Here is an 18,578-nt window from a genome sequence, read left to right as displayed (position 1 = left end):
CTCGCCGTCGTGTGGGTGATCAGGCTCAGGTGGACATCCGCCTCATCGATGGCGTCATCCACCGCGGTCACTTGCACGCTCTGGGCGGTGTTCCAGTTCCCCGGCGTGAAGGTGAGGCTCGTGCGGTTGACCGTCACCTGGGCCGCGTCGCGCCCGAGCGTGATCGTCACCGGCGCGGTCGGTTGGCTCTCCAGGCGCACGTTGTAGCTCGCACTTGTGCCGCCCTCGGTCACGTCGACCGTCGTCGGCGTGATCGCGACGCCCGCCGTGTCGTTATCAATGATTTCAATCGTTATGATTAGATCCGCAACTTGATTATAATTCGGATCACTACTTAATAAAGTATGGCGTATATCAGTTGTATGCAGATCATCTTCATCAATACGATCATCAACAGCCCTGACCGTTACCACACGTGCATCATTCCAATTCTCGGGCGTAAAGATCAACGATGATGGTGTGGCGATAACCTGGGAAGCATCATAATCAAGGTTGACAATAACCGGTGCGACTGGCTGACTCGAAAGATTAACCAGATAGGTTGTCTGATGATTCGCAGCATTGGGATCTTCACTCAGCCGCAGATTACCCGTGATGACAACGAGCCCCGAGCTATCATTATCAGTAATACGCCCAACGACCGTCTGGCGCAGGCCCTCGTACTTCAAGTCACTGCTTGTCGTTGTGTGATGAATGCGCTGGAAATGGGGATCAAGTTCATCAACGCGATCATCAATCGTTGTCACCACAATGGTCTGAGGCACATTCCAATTTTCCGCCGTAAAGCGCAGTTCATTGGTATTGACCGTCACTTCACGCGGCAAGCGTGCATCAAGCGGGTTGGCTGGATCAAAACTTAGCACGACTGAAACTGGGGCCATTGGCTGACTATTCAAACGAACTGTATAGGTTCGGATATGATTAGGATGTCCCGGTGTTTCATGCAGATCAAGACTCAACGGAGCAATCAGCAAGCCTGCGGTATCATTATCAAGAATTGTAAACTCAATTGGTGGCAACGGCACAAAAGGCGCTGTCCTCTGATCGTATCTAGGGTCAGCACTTGCAACGAGATGATCAACAAAGGTCGTATGCAGATCCGCTTCATCAATCGCATCATTGACCGCGGTAACATTCACGACCTGAGGCACGTTCCAATTGCTCGCATTAAACTGGAACACGACCGGTTCAAGTGAGAGTTGAGCACGGTCAAAGACGACACTGAGCGTGACCGGAGCAAGCGGTTGCGTCTTCAGGCGCAACGAATAGGTCGTGCGATGATTTGGTGCCGTAGGATGTTCACTCAACTGCCGATTACCGGTCACGATCTCGACACCTGCCGTGTCATTATCGCGAATGCTCGCCACCACATCAGGCACCGCAAAGGCGGCTGTCGGCTGGTTATACCGAGGATCAAGACTCGCTAGGGTATGGCTCAGGCGGCCCGTATGCAGATCATCCTCATCAATCTGGTCATCAACCGCCGAAAAGGAGACGGTCTGAGGAACATTCCAGGTGTCGGGAGTGAAAAGCAATTCAGGCACAGCAACTGCCAGTTGCACATCAGGATTCAGGCGTACCACCACCGGATGTACAGGCTGACTCTTCAACACCACCGTATAAGTTGCTGACTGACCCTCGTCCAGCGTAAACGCCGTCTGGCTCAGCGTTACCCCGGCGGTATCATTGTCTTCCACCGTGAGCACATACATGCTTGGACTGCCAAGGTTGGCGTTGGTTGGTGAACCCAGGGTAATGATCAAATTGCGATCGTCTTCATCAATGCGATTATCACTAATCCCGAAACGCAGCCGCACACTCGTTGAACCGGCGGGAATCAGCACCGTCCCATCTCGAAGTGTGTGTTCACTCCGCGGCAAGGTGCCACCAACCACAAACGGCACCTGGACATCAAAGGCACTCGGCTGGGTCAACTCAATCGTCACCGACGTGCTGCCGACATCCTCACTCACCCGATGCCCGCTCCCAAGAAAGCGCACGGTCGGCGGCGCATTGCTATCAAGGATCGTCAGCACCGCAGTTGGCGAGCCAACCAGCGTCGCATTGACCGGATTACTCAACCGTAGAAAAACGGTCTCGGGGGGTTCATTCAACTCATCGGGCAAAATCTCGATCCGAATCGTCTGAAAGACCTCGCCAGGCCGAAAGACCAGGGTTCCACTGGCTGGGCGATAGTCAAGCCCAGCCGTCGCCGTTCCATCACTGGTCTGATAGGCCAAGGAGACCGTACGGAAAAAAGGCTCGCTCAGGCGAACCTCAAAAATCGCAAAACCATCCTCTTCACTTGCCGTCACCGCAGTCGTTGAAAAACCTACTGACGGTATTTCGGGTTCAGGCGTTACCGTTGGGGTCGGCATGTTCGTTGGTGTCGCCGTTGCCGGCACGGGTGTCGCCGTTGCCGGCACGGGTGTCGCCGTTGCCGGCAACGGCGTCGCCGTTGCCGTTGCCGTGGCTTGCCCTGGCGTCGTTGGTGTCGCTGGGGGCGAGGTGCCGGTGGTTGCAACTGGTGTTGCTGGCAGTGGTGTCACCGAACCACCGGGGGCCGTGATTGGCGTTGCCGTCGGTGACGTATTCACAGGCGTTGCCGCCGTTGGCGTGGCGACCAGAGGAGGACCAGGGAGCGGTGTTGGGCTCGATGGAGCAGCCACTGTCGCGACAGGGGTAGCTGTTGTCAGGCCAGCAGGCAAGACCGTTGGTGACGCTGTTGGTGACGACGTTGGACTAGCTGTAGCCTGGGTCGCTGTAGGCGAGGGAGTTGGCGTCGGATCAAGCGGATCTGGCAAACCAAACTGGCTCACCGGCGGGGCCGTTGGCAAAACATCCCCTGGCAAATTAGGGGCAGGTGCATTGCGATCGGTTTCAGCCGCCTCGATCAACGGCGGACTAGGCGGCTGACTCCTACGGAAAGGCAGGGGCCAGAACGAATAATTTGGACGCTCGTCCAGCAAACCAAATTCGCCACTGTAACGTGAAATCCCCGGCATCGCGAACTCTAACGCAATACGCGCAACACCGAATAAGCCCACCCCAAGGAGCATAAGGGCTAAGATTATTAACCATGGCAGCGGCTGTTTAAAGATCGTGCGATCAGGCAGCCGTAGCCATTTGGGTCGTCTTTTCAGGGCTTGGAATATCATCAGCGTAGCGCAACGTAAAGAAGAACGTACTGCCTTGGCCGGGGACACTCTGCACCCCAATGGTGCCCCCTTGACGTTCTACCAACTGTTTAGAAATCGCAAGGCCCAACCCGATCCCGCGTTCCGCAGAATTAATGCCCTCACTGGTACCATCACCACGAATAAAACGCTGAAAGATCTGATCGTGCATATCAACGGGCACACCATGACCTGTATCCTCGACTTCGACCCGAACATGATCGTGGCAATCAATGGCACGCAGGGTAATCGTGCCTTGTACCGTATACCGACGGGCATTATCAAGCAACTGATACACAACTTGGCGCACGTGATCAAAATCAGCCATCACCATCCGCAAATGCTCAGGGATCTGAATCTGGAGCGTCAGACCCTTAGCTTTGATCTGGCTCTGCACGCGCCAATGACTCTCATCAATCGGCAAACGTAGATCTACCGGGCCAAGCTCAGTCGTCACCACCCCGGCGTCAAGGTTCGCCACCGTAATCACATTCTGGAGCAAACCGGCCATATTATGAGAGTGTTGACGGATCGCATCCACAAAGACTACCTGGTCATCGTCGAGTTTCCCAACCAGACCACGGAGCAACAGATCGGCATTGCCACTGATCACTGTAAGTGGGGTGCGCAATTCGTGCGAAATTGTCCCGATAAAGTTGGTTTTTGCCCGGTCAACGGCAACCTCAGCGGTCATATCCTGCAACAGACAGACAAAACCCGAACGGGTTTGATCCGCTCTCACCACTTCTGCCAGTGACACCCGAACAATATAGTTACCAAGCATATAGAGTTCCTGATCTCGCTGGGAAGCAAACTCAGGCACTCCCTCCACCAGGCGTTTCATCGGAATATCGCTGAGGCGCTGCGGCCCAGGGTCGCGCTCGTCAATGCCAAGCAACTTCCGTGTGGCCCGGTTGATCAAGGTCACGATCCCTTGATCATCAATCACCACAATGCCATCGGTGATGCTATCAACAATCGCAGCCCGTTGGGTCGCATCGGCATCGACCTGGGCCAAAAGCTCGGTCAGAAACTCGGTCATCGTATTGAAACTGAGGGCAAGATCGCCAATCTCATTGACCACATGCACATTGGCTCGTCGCTCCAGGTTGCCACTGCTGATGTCATTGGCTGTCTGTACCAACTCTTCCAGCGGGGAGGCAAAATACCGCGCAATCCAGATGCCAGCCCCAAAGATCGAAAGCGCAAGGGCAAAAATAACCCCCAGAATCGGCCAGAAGACGTTACTCGTCGTCTGGATAATCTCACGCATCGAAAGCCCGGTCGCAACATAGCCGAGATGAGTGCCATGCACGATTAGGGGCACGTACGCAAACTTGAAATCTTCGTCGGCGATCTCTTGTTGCACAAGCAATGGTTCAGTAAAGCGACTGAACGAATCAGCATTGTTCAGAAATCGCTTCAGCGCCTCCGGACTCATCGGTGGTACGGCAACCGGCTGAGACAGCAATCTCGGATTAAAGGCAGCTTCGATGAATGTGCCATCAGGAGCATAGAGCAGCACGCCATCGGATTGCGAGCGCATCAGCAACGTATTGACGAGGTTATCGGCACGCATCGCGACAATGACGCCCCCCACCACCGCGTCTTCATAACGCACCGGGGCGACCGTCGCAAAATAAAAGGTGTTGGTATCGGTAAATTCGATCAGAGCAGGGAATTTGTCGATCGAGTCGTCAACCCCAAGCCTCAAGATCGCGTCAACAAACCAGACATCCCGAATATCACGCCGAGAATGCCGACGATATGTTGGCTGCGTAGGATCAAGCGGTCGCTCAAAATCAACCAGGGTTTGCCCATCACGATCAAACGCAATCAGTCGATCTAGACGTACTCCACTCCGATTCGTTCCCAGACGAAAGAAGAGATCAAGCACTGATGCCAGTTCGTCAGGGTCTTGAGCATTGAGCGCGTCAGGAACCCCGGGTATCTCTAAGGTGTCATCTGGTGCCGCAAAGGTCACATCACGCAGAAAGTCGAGATTCATCTCCTCTTGCAAGGTAAATGAATTGCGTACCAGATTGGTAACAATAATGACCTGATCTTCCAGGCGACTGTTCAATAGACGAGTGTAAAAGAAAAATGTATATAACGCCCCGACTAACACTACACAGATGGTCAAAAACAAAAATGGTAGAGTGATCTGGTAACTAAGCCGGGAGTTCAGCTTTCTCCAGATCTTATTCATAAAAGCCACCTTTGGCCTATGTTCGTTTGTCAATTGACAAACAGCACAATATCACGGAATTGCGCAGAACCTGAACCCCCAATCCTAAGTATAAAAGGTCAAAGAGGGAAGGGCAAGACCTGGATGGGGGTTTTAGATAACAGTTTTGTTACATTCTTTGCGGGAACAATGCCCGCCACGCGGCCGTTGTTTCCACAAAGCATGGAACGGTTGAGGGCGCAGCCTCATACGCAACAGATCATGCTATAATGTTACCGTTCGCAACACAGATTTGCCGAAGAACAGGGCGCGCTCGCACCGAGAAAAATCATGAAACTTATCGTCTTTGTCACAAATGATGGCGATGCTGACGCAAGCGTTGATGCCTTGGTAGAACAGGGCTTTCGAGTGACCCGCCTGGCAACAACTGGTGGTTTCCTTAGACGTGGCAATACGACGCTGCTCGTAGGCGTTGAAGATTCACAGGTCGAGCAGGCGCACGCGTTGCTCAAGCAAGTTGCCCCGGGCACCCTTGCGATTACGATGGATCTCGACCGTTACGAGCGGCTTTGATATACACATACTTTGCGTATCCTCTATATTGCTGCTGGCATTCCTGTTCCTGGTACACTCGGGGGCAGTACCCATGCCTATGAAGTCGCCCGGGGGCTCGCACAACGCGGGCATACGGTGCATCTGCTTGCCTCTTCCCACGAGGGGTGGGGCGGCCTTGCTCCATTTATGCGGCCAGTTTCCTTCGCTGCCGATGGCTTCATGTTGCATCAACAGGATGTCCCCAAGGCGCTCAGCCTGTTGACGGTGCCAACGGTTCTGCGCTTGGCACGTGCGGTGCAACCCGATCTGATTATCGAGCGCTACTATAATTTTGCAGGCGCAGGGGTTGTTGCCGCCCATACACTGGGCCTTCCCGCTCTGCTTGAGGTCAATGCGCTGATTGTTGATCCACCCGAGGTTGCCAAGCGTCGCCTCGATGATGCCTTTGGTGGCCCGTTGCGCCGCTGGGCCGAGTGGCAGTGTCACCACGCCGCCGCAATTATTACCCCATTGCATACAACCGTTCCGGCAAGTATCCCCCGCGCAAAGGTGATCGAATTGCCCTGGGGAGCTGATGTAGAACGGTTTGCTGCTGTGGCCGCACAACGCGCACCTCGCCACTCAGGCCGCCCGCGGATTGTCTTTATGGGATCGTTCCGTGCCTGGCACGGCGTCACCGATGTGATCCGCGCTAGTTTGTTGCTGCTCGCCGAGGGGTATGATCTTGAGGTCATGTTGCTTGGCGATGGGCCTGAACGCGCAGCCGCCGAGGCGCTCGCTGCACCGCGAGCAAGCCATTTTTATTTCACCGGGGCCGTGCCGTATGCCCAGATCCCGGCGTTGCTCGCCAGGGCCGACCTGGGGGTCGCTCCTTTTACCACCGCACCTCACCCCGCCCTCCGCGCCGCCGGGTTCTTCTGGTCGCCCCTCAAAATCTATGAGTATATGGCCGCCGGGTTGCCCGTTGTCACCACGGCGATCGCTCCACTTACAACCGTGATCCGTGAGGGTGAGGAAGGGGCGCTCTTTGCCGAGGGGGATGTCGCCGGGTTTGCCACTGCGATCAGGCATGTCCTCGCTGATCCAATGGCCGCCCATGCGATGGGTCAGCGCGCACGAGCCCGTGTGGTTGAACACTATTCGTGGCAGCACCATTGCGCGGCGTTAGAAAAGATTAGCGCTGGAATCTCAGGCAAAGCCTGAGGTTCCAGCGCTTCAACGAGGCACCCTCGCTACTGCTTGGGCTCGTCCGCTTTGTTTGGCTCAACTTCGGTCGCTTCGCCTTCGATGATTTCTTCACCAGCCGTCTCGATGCTGATCTGGGCCTTCGCCGCGACGACGCCCTCTTCAGTGACGACGATACCGGCGATCTCGATCTCGTCTTCGCCCCCGGCCATCCGTGAGGCCAATAAGCCTTCGGTCGTCTCGAGCACGGTGTAGGCGACCTCATTTCCTGTCTCAAGCTGCGCCGCAATATCGGCGGTGATCGCCTCGGTGATCAACTGCGCCCCAGCCTCGGCCAGCATTTGCTCGATCTCGGCTACCCAGCGATGCTCGATCACCGCAATGATCGCCGACGTGCCAGGCTGAAGGGCCTCGCCCATCTCGCGCAGCCGCCGATCCGAAAAGCCCGTGTCACGCAGTTTGGTCGCCAGGCCACCGAGCAATGCACCGACAGCCGTGGGCAAGAGAATTGGCCCAGCCATCACCCCAACCACTGCCCCTACGACGCCGCCACCAAGCATGCCACGCTTGCCGCTGATGTCGGTGGCCTCTTTAATATGGAGCTTGCCTTTGCTGTCGCGCCGCAAGACCGCCGCTCGCTGAATGCCAATCAGTTTCTCGCGTCGCGCCTGCTTCAGCATCTTTAAGGTATCGCCAGCTGCACGCTCATCCTGAAAAGCTGCAACAATGAATTCAATTGGTGTATCGGTCATCTACTTCCTCCGTCTAAATATATCGTTCCTATCATATGGTACCACAGATAAACCAGCGCCGGCATCATCCCAAAGGATAGGAGGAACCGCACTATGCTCCCGGAAGGGCGCAGCAGCGATGCGGATGGCAGTGCGGTTGAAGGGAGTGCATGACCCCGCCGGACGGGGTCGCCCCACGCGACCCCACGGCGACATCGGGACAGCCCACCATGTCGTTCCCGCGCCGGCGGGAACCCAGGTCTGGGTCTCATCCTGTGCCAACCACGGCGTGGCACGCACCGCTGCGGCGGGGCCTCCCTCAGGCAGCCATGCGCAGGTTAGGTGAAACCCTCTAAGACCTCAGCCCTCTATCTACTTAGGCGAGCAACTGGATCGCGCCCGGCATGACCTCGATATGCACAGCCGAGGCATCAGTCGCAACGACCTCGCCATCGGTTGCAACGGGGAAAGGCCGTGCCGAGGCAATGCTCAGTGAACGCGCCTGGGCCGTGGTCACCACTCGCAGGCTGACATGGGTTCCCTCGATCAGCTTGGGGTAATAGCGGATCACCTGGTCAAACCGCAGGCTCTGCACGGCGCAGAGGTCAAGCAGACCATCGTCAATGACGCCTGAAGGGGTCATCAAAAAACCGCCGCCTTGAAACCGCCCATTGCCAATTGTCGCGAAATAGAGTTTGCGGCGGAATTCTTTGCCATCGTAGCGAACCGACATCACGCCAGGGCGATAGGTCGCAAGGGCGCGCATTGACGCGACGATATAGGCCCCAATGCCGCTCAGCCAGGTAATCTTGGGTACTTCAACGGCAACCTGGGCATCAATGCCAGCCCCGAGGCCATTGATAAAGATCCGATGCAACTCTTGGTTGCCTGCTTCCACCACAATCTGACCAAGATCAACCGGTCGCGTCACCCCCGCTGTGATGCGCTGCACCGAGCTATTGAGGTCGCCATCGCTAAACCCAGCCAGAGCCCTGACAAAATCGCTGCCGGTACCGAGGGGAATAATGCCAAGCTTCGCATCGCCAAGGTCACGCTGGCGACTGCCAATGATGCCATTGACGACTTCGTTGATCGTGCCATCGCCACCCACCGCCACAAGGCAATCAAAGCCTCGGTCGATCGCCTGGAAGGCAAGCTCAGTCGCCCCACCACGGCTATGGGTCGCGACCAGGGTATACGCGAGATCGGCCCGGCGCAAGGCAGCCTCAAGCTCGGCTCGTCGTTGACCGGCAACCCCGCGTCCGGCGGCTGGATTGAGGATGACGCAGATCTTCATCAGATCTTGACTCCTAGCGCATCGGCAACGGTAAAGATATCTTTGTCACCCCGTCCCGACATATTGATCAAGATAATCTGATCGCGGTGCATTGTTGGCGCAAGCTTCAGCGCCTCGGCGACTGCGTGCGCACTTTCGAGCGCCGGGATAATGCCCTCGAGGCGGGAACAGGTCTCAAACGCATCAAGGGCCTCTTCATCGTCAGCCGAGGTATAGGTTGCGCGACCAGTATCGTGCAACCAGGCATGTTCAGGCCCCACGCTTGCATAATCAAGGCCCGCCGAGACGGAATGGGTCAGCGCGATCTGGCCGGCCTCGTCTTGCAACACATACGAGTAGGTTCCTTGCAATACGCCGGGGCTAGCGGCGAGGAAGCGTGCCGCGTGATCGCCAAGCACCGTTCCCCGGCCACCGGCCTCGACGCCGCGCAATGCCACCTCAGAATCATCACGGAAGGCATCAAAAATGCCAATCGCATTTGAGCCACCACCAACACACGCAATGATCACATCGGGCAACCGCCCGACGGTTGCGAGCATCTGCGCCCGTGCCTCACGCCCAATGACACTTTGGAAATCGCGCACCATCGTTGGGTAAGGATGTGGCCCCAGCGCCGACCCGAGCAGATAGTAGCTGTCGGGATTGGTCACCCAATCACGCATCGCCTCGTTAATCGCATCTTTCAGCGTACGTGAACCACTCGCGACCCCTCGTACCTCGGCCCCCAGCAAGCGCATCCGAAAGACATTCGGACTCTGGCGGGCCATATCCTCGGTACCCATATAGACCACGCATTCAAGGCCGAGCAGCGCACAGACCGTTGCCGTAGCGACCCCGTGCTGTCCCGCGCCTGTTTCGGCAATAATGCGCCGCTTGCCCATCCGACGGGCCAGCAGGCCCTGCCCGAGGGCGTTATTGATCTTGTGGGCACCCGTATGCGCCAGATCTTCACGTTTGACATAGATGCGGGCACCACCACACTGCTCGGTCAGGCGCGCCGCAAAGGTCAACGGCGTTGGTCGTCCCGTATAGGTGCGTTGCAGGTGATCAAGCTCTTCCCAGAACGTTGGGTCGGCAGCGGCATCCTGATAGGCTGCCTCAAGGCTTGTCACTGCGGGCATCAACGTCTCGGGCACATAGCGTCCACCATAAGGGCCAAAACGCCCTGTGCCAATGCTTTCGGCTGAGCCTGGGATCATAGCAGTCAAACTCTCTCTCAAGGTAAAGTTAGGGGTTGGCGCAAGAGGTGGTTGCCTCTGGCAACCACCTCTTGTACCTCTACGTTTCAACAAAGCGAGGACAAGGCTTACTTCTGGATCAGGCTCTCGTCCTTATTTTTCTCACCCTCTTCAAGCAGCATAATGGGAATGCCATCTTCAACCGGGTAGCGGAAGCCGTTGCGCCGGTTCACGAGCCATTCTTTGCCACTGCTATCGGTGATCAGTTCAACCGGACCTTTGTCGCCTGGATCGGCAAGAATGCTGAGCAATTCAGGACTAATGACCCGCCGACTCCCTTCACCAGGCAGAGAAGTTGCCTGTGGAACATCAAACGCGCTATCTTCGCGATACTGGCGAATGGCTCGGAAGATCACGATGCCAAGCCCCACAAATGCGACAAGACCAAGGAGACGTAGCCAACCTTTCATTGATTCCTCCTCTATGTAGACGGCAAAAACCTGTACTGAAGTACGAACTACGACCGTAGCACGAACATACTCCCCTCAATTATAGTACACTTTTCCCTAGCGTTGTATCGCATGGTACTCAGTTTGCAGGGGCAATCCCTACGGGGTGGACTACTTTATGGACGTACCGCCCGTCCGCGTACCGGTGTGACCTCCTCATGCCACGGATGGGCGATGCGATCGGTATCATCCCACACAAGCAGGCGACCCACCGGACGTGATCCCTGGGGGTAGGTTACTTCGAGGAAGGGAAAGCGCTGCTCTTGACGTCGCATCGTCGCAATATCGAGAATAATCTCGGTCCAACTGCCAGTATTTACATAAAATTGTCCAAGGCCAAGGGGTACGATGCGGGCGAGATGTGTATGACCACAGACAAAGAGCGTGTCATGCTGATGTGCGGGGCGACGGGCAATTTCAAGCATGGCGCGGGTTGACTGATCGCTGAAGGTGCGTTGTTCGCGGGCGATCTGGCGCGTCGCTTCACTCTGCAGTTGCAATAGTACTTCGTCAGATGGGTTGACCGCCCCCGCTACGTTGCTGACCTGGCGCGCCACTTCGCGCCGACGCGCTACCCGCCCACGGCGGAACCGTACCACTGCCGCCCAGAGCCGATGCAGGATCGGTAGGTCTGGCATCGCTTCTGGCAGGCTTTCAACACCAATTGGCGACAACTGATGTGAGGCCGGCCACGCGACAACCTGGAGAAACCCGGTCACTCCACGCGCTAAAAAACGTCGGGACGCCTGGTTCCGCAGCCGCGGTAGGGCCAGTAGATACCAGAAGAGTGCAGATGAAGGCTTGATATTGTCAATCAAATGGGCAAATGGAAGAGGATCATCTTCCAGATCGTTGATGACTTCTTTGACGAGTTGACTACCACGGATCATTTCAAATGGTTCACTGACGCCATCAAAGTGAACAAAGCGGTTCCAGGGATCAAACTGATTGCCATGCACAATATAGACGCCCCCGCCATGATAGTGGAGCCCGAAACGCAACCGTAGATCATCAACCTTGACCCCGAGCGCCTCGCGGAGGCACTGCCGCGCACTCGGAAAGTGCAACTCGAAGTCGTGGTTCCCTACAAGAATGGTGAGGCAATGGCGCGGCTGTGCAATGAAGCGTGCCAGGGCTTCAATTACCGGGCGATGCGCCTCAAGAATAGCCTCCATGCGCTGGCGGGCGGCACTATCGCTATACTCGTCATCCCGCAGATCGGGCAGGCGTATCTGCAGAAACTCGAAGGTATCTCCGGCCAGAATGAGATCCGTTGGTTCATCACTTTTGACATACTGATCAACAAAACGGACAAAGATCGCATCAGTTTGAAAATCATCCAGCAGATCTCCTCCTCCCATATGGAGATCGCTCAACACAATCCGGCGTTGATGTGCCTGGATCAGGGCTGGATCAAATTGGCCGGTGGTATATCCTGTGGGACGGAGAATAATGCGCCGGAAGTGCATCACCAGACGGCGGAAGAGCAGAATGACAACTGTAACCCCCAGCACAAGCGCTTTGAGCCGGAGGAGAAGACGAAGCAATGAGAAGCTACTGGGAGGCACGTGCTGCTGCAATGAAAGCCTCAATCTTTGCACTATCTTTTCCACCATCGGTCTCAACGCCACTGCTGACGTCGACCCCATGTGGTTGCACTGCGGCAATCGCCGCCGCAACATTCGCTGGTGTTAGCCCGCCCGCCAGAAACGTCGGTACCCGTGCGGCCAGTTCACGCGCCTGACTCCAATTGGCCAGGGTGCCAGTACCACCATAATGACCGGGAACATGGGCGTCAATCAGCAGGGTTACGCTGCCTCTTTCTGCTTCACGGTCGGCCAGTTCCAGCCAGGCTGCTTCGTCAGTTGAACCGTCAAGGCGCACCGTTTTGAGGATCGGGCGCTTGATGGTTGTGGCATCGCTAGCTGGCTCGGTACCACTGAGTTGCACCAGATCCAGATCCAGGTGATCGGCAACCTCTTGAATGAAGGCAGGTTCACGATTGACAAAGAGGCCGACCAGGTGAGGGTAAGGGGGCGGGCCTGCGCGAAATGCAGCCACAAGTTGTGCGGCCTCGCCAATGCTTACCTGGCGACGACTCGGTGCAAACACAAGCCCGAGCATATCAGCACCTGCCAGCGCGGCTACACGCATATGCTCCTGCGTACGTAAGCCACAAATTTTGATCAGCATAGACAACGTCGGGGTACCCTCCCGCAAGTCTCCCACCTTCTGACAAAGTGCCCCCAGAGCACTGACGAGCTTTGGGGGCACTTGCCCGCACCATCGTACGTGTCATTTCTACTCTGCGGCGAGAGGGGCTTCCTCTTTGAGCACGTAGTAGATACGTTTGCCACGGCCACTCCGTTCAAGGATGCCATTGTTGATGGCTTGCTTGACCATAGTTCGGAGTTGCTCATTCGTGCGTACAAGGTTGTGTTCTTTGCGCCAGCCACGTAGTGTATCGAAGATCTGTTGGAATGAGGTCGGCTTGGCAAAACTCGCCATCATGTGCCGGAATACGTCCCACTCTTCATCGGTAAACAAGATTGGCTCAAACGCTTCTTGCTCACTCGCAGGGACTTCTTCCGTCTCGTCAACGGTCTGAACAACCTCCGTGGAGGCAGGCTCTCCACCCTCGGGCGGTGCTTCGGCGCTGACTTCGGGGTGGACGTCGGTGCCCTCCCCCTCCTCGGGGTGGGCCTCGGCAACTTCCTCAGGATGAGCCTCGGCAACCGCCACCGCATCAGGCGCATCCTCAGTGTTCACCTCGGCCAGTTCAGCCACCGGCGTGGCCTCGCTCGGGTGAGTCTCCTCAAGATCACTTGCCTGGCGGGCCTGATCCTCGGCGGCAACCGCGTGGGCCACGGCTTCCCAGGCCTCTTCGTGAGGAACCTGCGGTTCAGACGCCATCGCTTCCCAGTCAACCTCAGCTGGGGCAAGCAACTGGGCGGCAAGCGCACTGGCTGCTGCTTCCCAGGCTGCATCATCAGAACCATCGCTGTCGAGTGCCACAAGGTCTGGTGCTTCATCGGCCAGGGGTGGTTCGGCGGAGGAAAGTTCGCGCAAATCAGCACCCATGAGTTCATCAGGGGCGTGCTCTTCAAAGAAAGCAACGACTTCAGCCGGCTCCTCCAGGTGATCAAGCGCGACCAGTTCATCATCACCGACAGGGGTTGTTGCATCGTCAGGATCATCAAAATTAAGCGCACTCTCAGCGGACTGCAACTGATTGGCATCCTCGGCTGATGGATGTGCCGCACTCTGCGGACGGCGGGAACGGCGGCGGCGACGTCGGCTACTTGACACAGGCGGTTCGGGCGCAGGAGCCTCGATCAGGAGCGGTTCGCTGCGTCCATTCAAGCTTAGTGAAGGATCAATGACCGGCTCAAGCGGTAATTCATCGGTCAGCGCAGCGGCAAACTGCGAGAGTTTGTAGGGGTCTTCGCCGGGGAGAAAGACCTCATTGACCGTCCCACTCGTAAAGATTTGCACCTTGCCACGCTTTTCGGCATCAACGACAAAGTCCTTGAACTTGGCAAAGGGGCGATTATTCACATCCCGATAGCGGCTCTCTTTGAAGTCACCGCCCATCAACTCTTTCATCACCAGTTTGATCGAGCCCAGGGTCGAGACATAACCACGCTTGCGGACGAGATGGATTGCTTCAACCAGTACGGTATAGATATCAACTTCAGCTACCACTGGTGCTGGGGCTGGAGGTGGCGGTACTGGGGCGGCTACTGGTTCGGGAACCGCCGGTTCACGGCTCCGCTCACGGGGCGCAGGCTCGAAGGTGGCGGCATCAAGACCGCGGTTGAGCTCGGTTGCCCGATTGGCAATCGCGGTTGCCATCACTGAACCACCGGTCTGACGGCCTACCAGTTGCTCATAAAAGACAAACTCATCGGCACTCTGCGCGAGGTGCGTGCTGGCTGCACCGCCAATGCCAATGATATAGACCTCTTTGCCTTGCTGGCGAATACTATTGACCAGCGGGATAAAATCACGATCCCCTGTTACAAGAACAAACTTACTGATATTCGTGTTAACAAACAGGGTCTTCATAGCATCGATACAAAGATTCATATCAACGCTATTTTTAATTGCCCGCCCTGTGCGGCCCATATCCTTGTCGTAATAGTAGGTAGCCACATAGATAGGCTCTATCGCATTGGCATAGAGCGCACTAGTGACCCGTGGATAGCGATACCAATCGGCGTATGCCCGTGAAATAACCACACGTCCGAGGTCGCTACAACGATCCATTATCGCTTCGAAATTAGGATTGGCATTCAACTTATCACGGACACTGACATAGACGTTTTCGAAGTCGATAAAGACCGCGACATCAGGTCGCCTCTGCTCATACATTGGTTACTAACTTACTCCTGTTGTGTGGGTGAGGTGAGGTGCGGAGAGAGATACTTCGGGGCCAGCACGAGGCAACGTTTCTGGTTATCTGGTAGAGCGGGAGTTAGCTACCACCATGATGTGCATATGATTGAGGGCGTGTGCCAGGCGACGACTATCGTAGTCAGGGGCAGTCTTCGCCTGCCAGTCTTCGCACAAGCATATCACTACACAACCAAACCAGGCCAGGGGCACAGCACCGGGAAAATTCTCGTGAGCTACCTCATCATACTATTCTGCAACTGCATCCATGCACGAGTAGCTGATTGCCATTGCCTGGTCAAGACCAAGACTACTCTCTGCGCTTGTTACTATAGCATTGGAATACCTTCTCTGCAAGATGTGATTCGGGCTTTTAGAGGCGAAAAACGGTGCCATAGGCCCATAAATTGCTTCGCAGGTTCTCGTACGAGAGCCTACCACCAGCATAGGCCAACCAGGCAAGCAGGGTCAGGCGCAGCATGCCGAGGCGTACGAGGCTTCGCTGGGCATGCAAAGATTGCGGCGAACGGTGCTGTGCGGTGAATTGGAGGCGACTCTGCCAGAGCGCAACAAACATGCGTGGGCGAACCTGGCTGGTCGCCGCACCCCCGACATGGGTAACGGTTGCAGCGGGAACCTGCCAGATGGCCCAACCCGTTGCTTTGATCCGCCAACACCATTCGATCTCTTCGCTGTACATAAAATAACGTTGATCAAGTGCCCCCACCGTGGCAACTACTTCGCGGCGCACCAGCATGCACGCCCCGAGCGGATGATCAATCGCGAAGGGTGTCGTCCCCGTTGCGTGAGGATAGCGACCATGCCACCATGACCCATAGAGTCGGCCTGGCAAGACCTCGCCGGGCGGGAAGAGATCGAGCAAGGTCATCAGCAGTGTGGGGAAACGAAACGCTGCCTGTTGGAGGGTGCCATCGGGATTCAAGAGGCGTGGCCCAACCATGCCAACGCGAGGATGGGCCTCTAGGAACGCCACGAGTGTCTCGATGGCCCCGGGATGCACAACCGTATCGGGGTTGAGCAAGAGATAGAAGGGTGGCGTACCAGTCACGGCGGCAAGGCCCCGATTAGTTGCGCCGGCAAAGCCCAGGTTGTGGTCGAGGGCCAGCAACCGCACCTCGGGAAATTCGGCGCGTACCATGGCCGGGCTGCCATCGTGCGAGTCATTGTCAACGACAATCACTTCGAGCGCCAGTTGGCATGCACGCAACGAGGCCAGGCACGTGCGTAACAACGTGACCGTATTGAAACTGATAATGATGACGGAACAGACCTGCATAGCAGGCGCGATTGTAGCGCGGAATCTCTGCGGGTGCAAATTGAGGGTATAATGGCCTCCTGGAGGAATACCTATGTTGCATTTTGTCATTGATCTCGCCCTGCGTGCCGGGGCACTCTTGCGCGCCGGATTGAGCTCGGAACGTCGTATTGAAGCCAAAGGACGGGCCAACCTAGTCACTGATATTGACCAGGCCAGCGAAGCCTTGATTGTTGGGGCGCTCAAGCAACGTTTTCCTGATCATACCGTGATTGCCGAAGAGGGCAGTGGACACGAAGGGCAGAGCGACTATGTCTGGCTGATCGATCCGCTCGACGGCACCATGAACTATTTGCATGGCAATCCAACCTTCAGTGTCTCACTGGCCGTTCTTTACCAGGGGCGTTTGCAGATTGGGGTTGTCTATGACCCATGCCGCGATGAGCTCTTTGCGGCCGAACGCGGCAAGGGGGCCTATTGCAACGGGCGGCTTTTGCGCGTCTCGCAGGTCGATGCGCTCTATGATGCCCTCTTGACCACCGGCTTTCCCTATGACCGGTTCACCCAACCCGACAATAATCTGCGCGAACACAACCATATGTTGCTCAAAGCGCAAGAGATTCGCCGCCCAGGTTCAGCGGCTCTGGATCTCTGTTATGTTGCCGCAGGGCGCACCGATGCTCACTGGGAACTGGGCTTGAGTCCGTGGGATGTTGCCGCAGGGGCTTTGCTGATTGAAGAAGCCGGTGGTCTGATCACAGACTGGCAGGGGCAACCGTGGCACCCCGATGAGGAACGGATGGTGGCCTCGAATGGCAAAATCCACGCCGAACTGATCCGGGAATTGGCTACCGCACGTGCCGCAGGCTGAGTCCTCTTCTAGCTGAGGTTTGTATGGCCTACTATGTTCGGGAACCGCTCAAAGGCATGCCAGCCCTGAGTGTTCGGCGTCCAACCATCAACGAATTTTTTCTTTCGAGCTATACGCTCAGTATTTATAACGGGTGCGAATTCGGCTGTCCGTATTGTGATAGCTGGGTCTACAGTGAACGACCCTTGAATGAAACTATCCGGGTGCCGGTTGATCTTGCCGAACACCTGACCGCCGAATTGGCTGGCGTTGACCAGGGCGACCTGATTGCGATCACCGCCTTGAGTGACCCATATCAACCTGCCGAGCAGACCTATCGTTTGACTCGTCAGACGTTGCAGATCCTGGCTGATCAGCAACGCCCGACCCTGGTGATGACCAAGAGTCCGTTGATCCTCGAAGATATCGCACTGCTGCAGCGGATCAACGAACAGAGCCTTGCGCTCGTTGTGACGACTCTGCTGACCGTCGATCAGCACATGGCGTCACGGCTCGAAGGCAAAGCCCCCGCGCCGGCGGTGCGTCTCGACATGCTGGCCGAACTCAAGCGTGCCGGCATCCCGGTGGGTGTGGCGTTTGTGCCGATCATGCCTTATGTCAACGATACCAACAGCAACATCCGCAGCGTTTTACGGGCAGCGGCTGATGCCGGGGTTGACTTTGTGATCTGGGACTATCTGCACCTTGCCAATGAACGCCACCGGGTACGCATCAACGAGATCCTGGCCCGGCTCGGTTCATACCCGGTGAGTTACTACCGCGACATCTACGGCGATCAGGCTATTGTCAATTCACGCTACCGTCATGATCGTGACACTGTCGTTATGGATCGCTGCAACGGGCTCGGGCTTGAGACGCGGGTACCGCAGCATATCTTTGCGGGCAAACTAGCTCCGCACAATGAAGCTGCCTTGATCTTGAAACATGCGGCTTTTCGTGATCGGGTGGCTGGACGTGACCAGATGGCCGAACTCCACCGGCAACTCGCCGACCAGGTCTACACCAAACAGATGGTTATAGATGAGCTGCGGCGCAGCCCCCTTGCGAACGAGGTGCGTAAACTCATCGCCGCCAAGTAGGGGGGAAGCACCCGCCTGTGAGTACGGGGGCATGCGGCCTTTCAGAGGCTGTCTGAAAAGTCGACGGTTTGCTTCGGAGTGCCGGCTTTAGCCGGCTAAAGCCGGCACTCCAAGCGGACACCACGTGGTGGCGAACGA

Annotated in this window: 14 protein-coding genes; 4 read left to right on the top strand and 10 right to left on the bottom strand. The window is 56.5% G+C overall.

Annotated elements, in window-relative coordinates:
* Together A9Q02_RS18470 and A9Q02_RS18465 are read right to left on the bottom strand one after the other, a co-directional pair.
* Positions 1 to 3,005: Calx-beta domain-containing protein (locus A9Q02_RS18470; protein ID WP_281256927.1), on the bottom strand; the 3,005-nt coding region annotated here is incomplete at its 3' end.
* Positions 3,006 to 3,108: 103 nt separating this feature from the next.
* Positions 3,109 to 5,385 (bottom strand): sensor histidine kinase, encoded by a 2,277-nt coding sequence (locus A9Q02_RS18465; RefSeq protein WP_097654552.1) that lies wholly within the window; start codon positions 5,383 to 5,385, stop codon positions 3,109 to 3,111.
* 309 nt (positions 5,386 to 5,694) lie between these two features.
* Between A9Q02_RS18465 and A9Q02_RS18460 the strand changes: the two genes are divergently transcribed.
* On the top strand, positions 5,695 to 5,937 hold the full coding sequence (locus tag A9Q02_RS18460) for a cyclic-di-AMP receptor (protein ID WP_097654551.1): 243 nt from the start codon (positions 5,695 to 5,697) through the stop codon (positions 5,935 to 5,937).
* A gap of 12 nt (positions 5,938 to 5,949) precedes the next feature.
* Entirely contained in the window at positions 5,950 to 7,122 is a 1,173-nt protein-coding gene (locus A9Q02_RS18455) for a glycosyltransferase family 4 protein (RefSeq protein ID WP_097654550.1), read from the top strand.
* A 29-nt stretch (positions 7,123 to 7,151) separates the two neighbouring features.
* On the opposite strand, the gene A9Q02_RS18450 is transcribed toward A9Q02_RS18455, so the two are convergent.
* From A9Q02_RS18450 to A9Q02_RS18415, 8 genes are all read right to left on the bottom strand, one after another.
* Complete coding sequence (locus A9Q02_RS18450; RefSeq protein WP_097654549.1) at positions 7,152 to 7,856, bottom strand: DUF1269 domain-containing protein; 705 nt, start codon at positions 7,854 to 7,856, stop codon at positions 7,152 to 7,154.
* A gap of 355 nt (positions 7,857 to 8,211) precedes the next feature.
* A complete protein-coding gene (locus tag A9Q02_RS18445) occupies positions 8,212 to 9,132 on the bottom strand; it encodes a diacylglycerol/lipid kinase family protein (RefSeq protein WP_097654548.1) in 921 nt (306 codons plus the stop codon).
* A complete protein-coding gene (gene trpB / locus A9Q02_RS18440) occupies positions 9,132 to 10,331 on the bottom strand; it encodes a tryptophan synthase subunit beta (RefSeq protein WP_097654547.1) in 1,200 nt (399 codons plus the stop codon). Before trpB ends, A9Q02_RS18445 begins: the two co-directional genes overlap by 1 nt.
* 107 nt (positions 10,332 to 10,438) lie before the next feature.
* A complete protein-coding gene (locus A9Q02_RS24940) occupies positions 10,439 to 10,780 on the bottom strand; it encodes a Trm112 family protein (RefSeq protein WP_097654546.1) in 342 nt (113 codons plus the stop codon).
* 155 nt (positions 10,781 to 10,935) lie between these two features.
* A complete protein-coding gene (locus tag A9Q02_RS18430) occupies positions 10,936 to 12,366 on the bottom strand; it encodes a metallophosphoesterase (protein WP_245860687.1) in 1,431 nt (476 codons plus the stop codon).
* 7 nt (positions 12,367 to 12,373) lie between these two features.
* The gene (locus tag A9Q02_RS18425; RefSeq protein ID WP_245860684.1) at positions 12,374 to 12,973 is read right to left on the bottom strand and encodes a phosphoribosylanthranilate isomerase; all 600 of its coding nucleotides are present in this window, start codon (positions 12,971 to 12,973) and stop codon (positions 12,374 to 12,376) included.
* 147 nt (positions 12,974 to 13,120) lie between these two features.
* Positions 13,121 to 15,193 (bottom strand): NYN domain-containing protein, encoded by a 2,073-nt coding sequence (locus A9Q02_RS18420; RefSeq protein WP_097654544.1) that lies wholly within the window; start codon positions 15,191 to 15,193, stop codon positions 13,121 to 13,123.
* Positions 15,194 to 15,587: 394 nt separating this feature from the next.
* A complete protein-coding gene (locus tag A9Q02_RS18415; protein WP_097654543.1) occupies positions 15,588 to 16,511 on the bottom strand; it encodes a glycosyltransferase family 2 protein in 924 nt (307 codons plus the stop codon).
* A gap of 73 nt (positions 16,512 to 16,584) precedes the next feature.
* On the opposite strand from A9Q02_RS18415, the gene A9Q02_RS18410 reads away from it, so the two are divergent.
* Complete coding sequence (locus A9Q02_RS18410; protein ID WP_097654542.1) at positions 16,585 to 17,361, top strand: inositol monophosphatase family protein; 777 nt, start codon at positions 16,585 to 16,587, stop codon at positions 17,359 to 17,361.
* Between the two features lie 23 nt (positions 17,362 to 17,384).
* Entirely contained in the window at positions 17,385 to 18,440 is a 1,056-nt protein-coding gene (locus A9Q02_RS18405) for an SPL family radical SAM protein (protein WP_097654541.1), read from the top strand.
* Positions 18,441 to 18,578: the final 138 nt, after the last annotated feature.

The sequence above is a fragment of the Candidatus Chloroploca asiatica genome (genome assembly GCF_002532075.1).
Classification (GTDB): Bacteria; Chloroflexota; Chloroflexia; order Chloroflexales; family Chloroflexaceae; genus Chloroploca; species Chloroploca asiatica.
The sequence above is the reverse complement of the archived record's forward strand: the minus strand, read 5'-3'. Positions and strand labels throughout refer to the sequence as shown.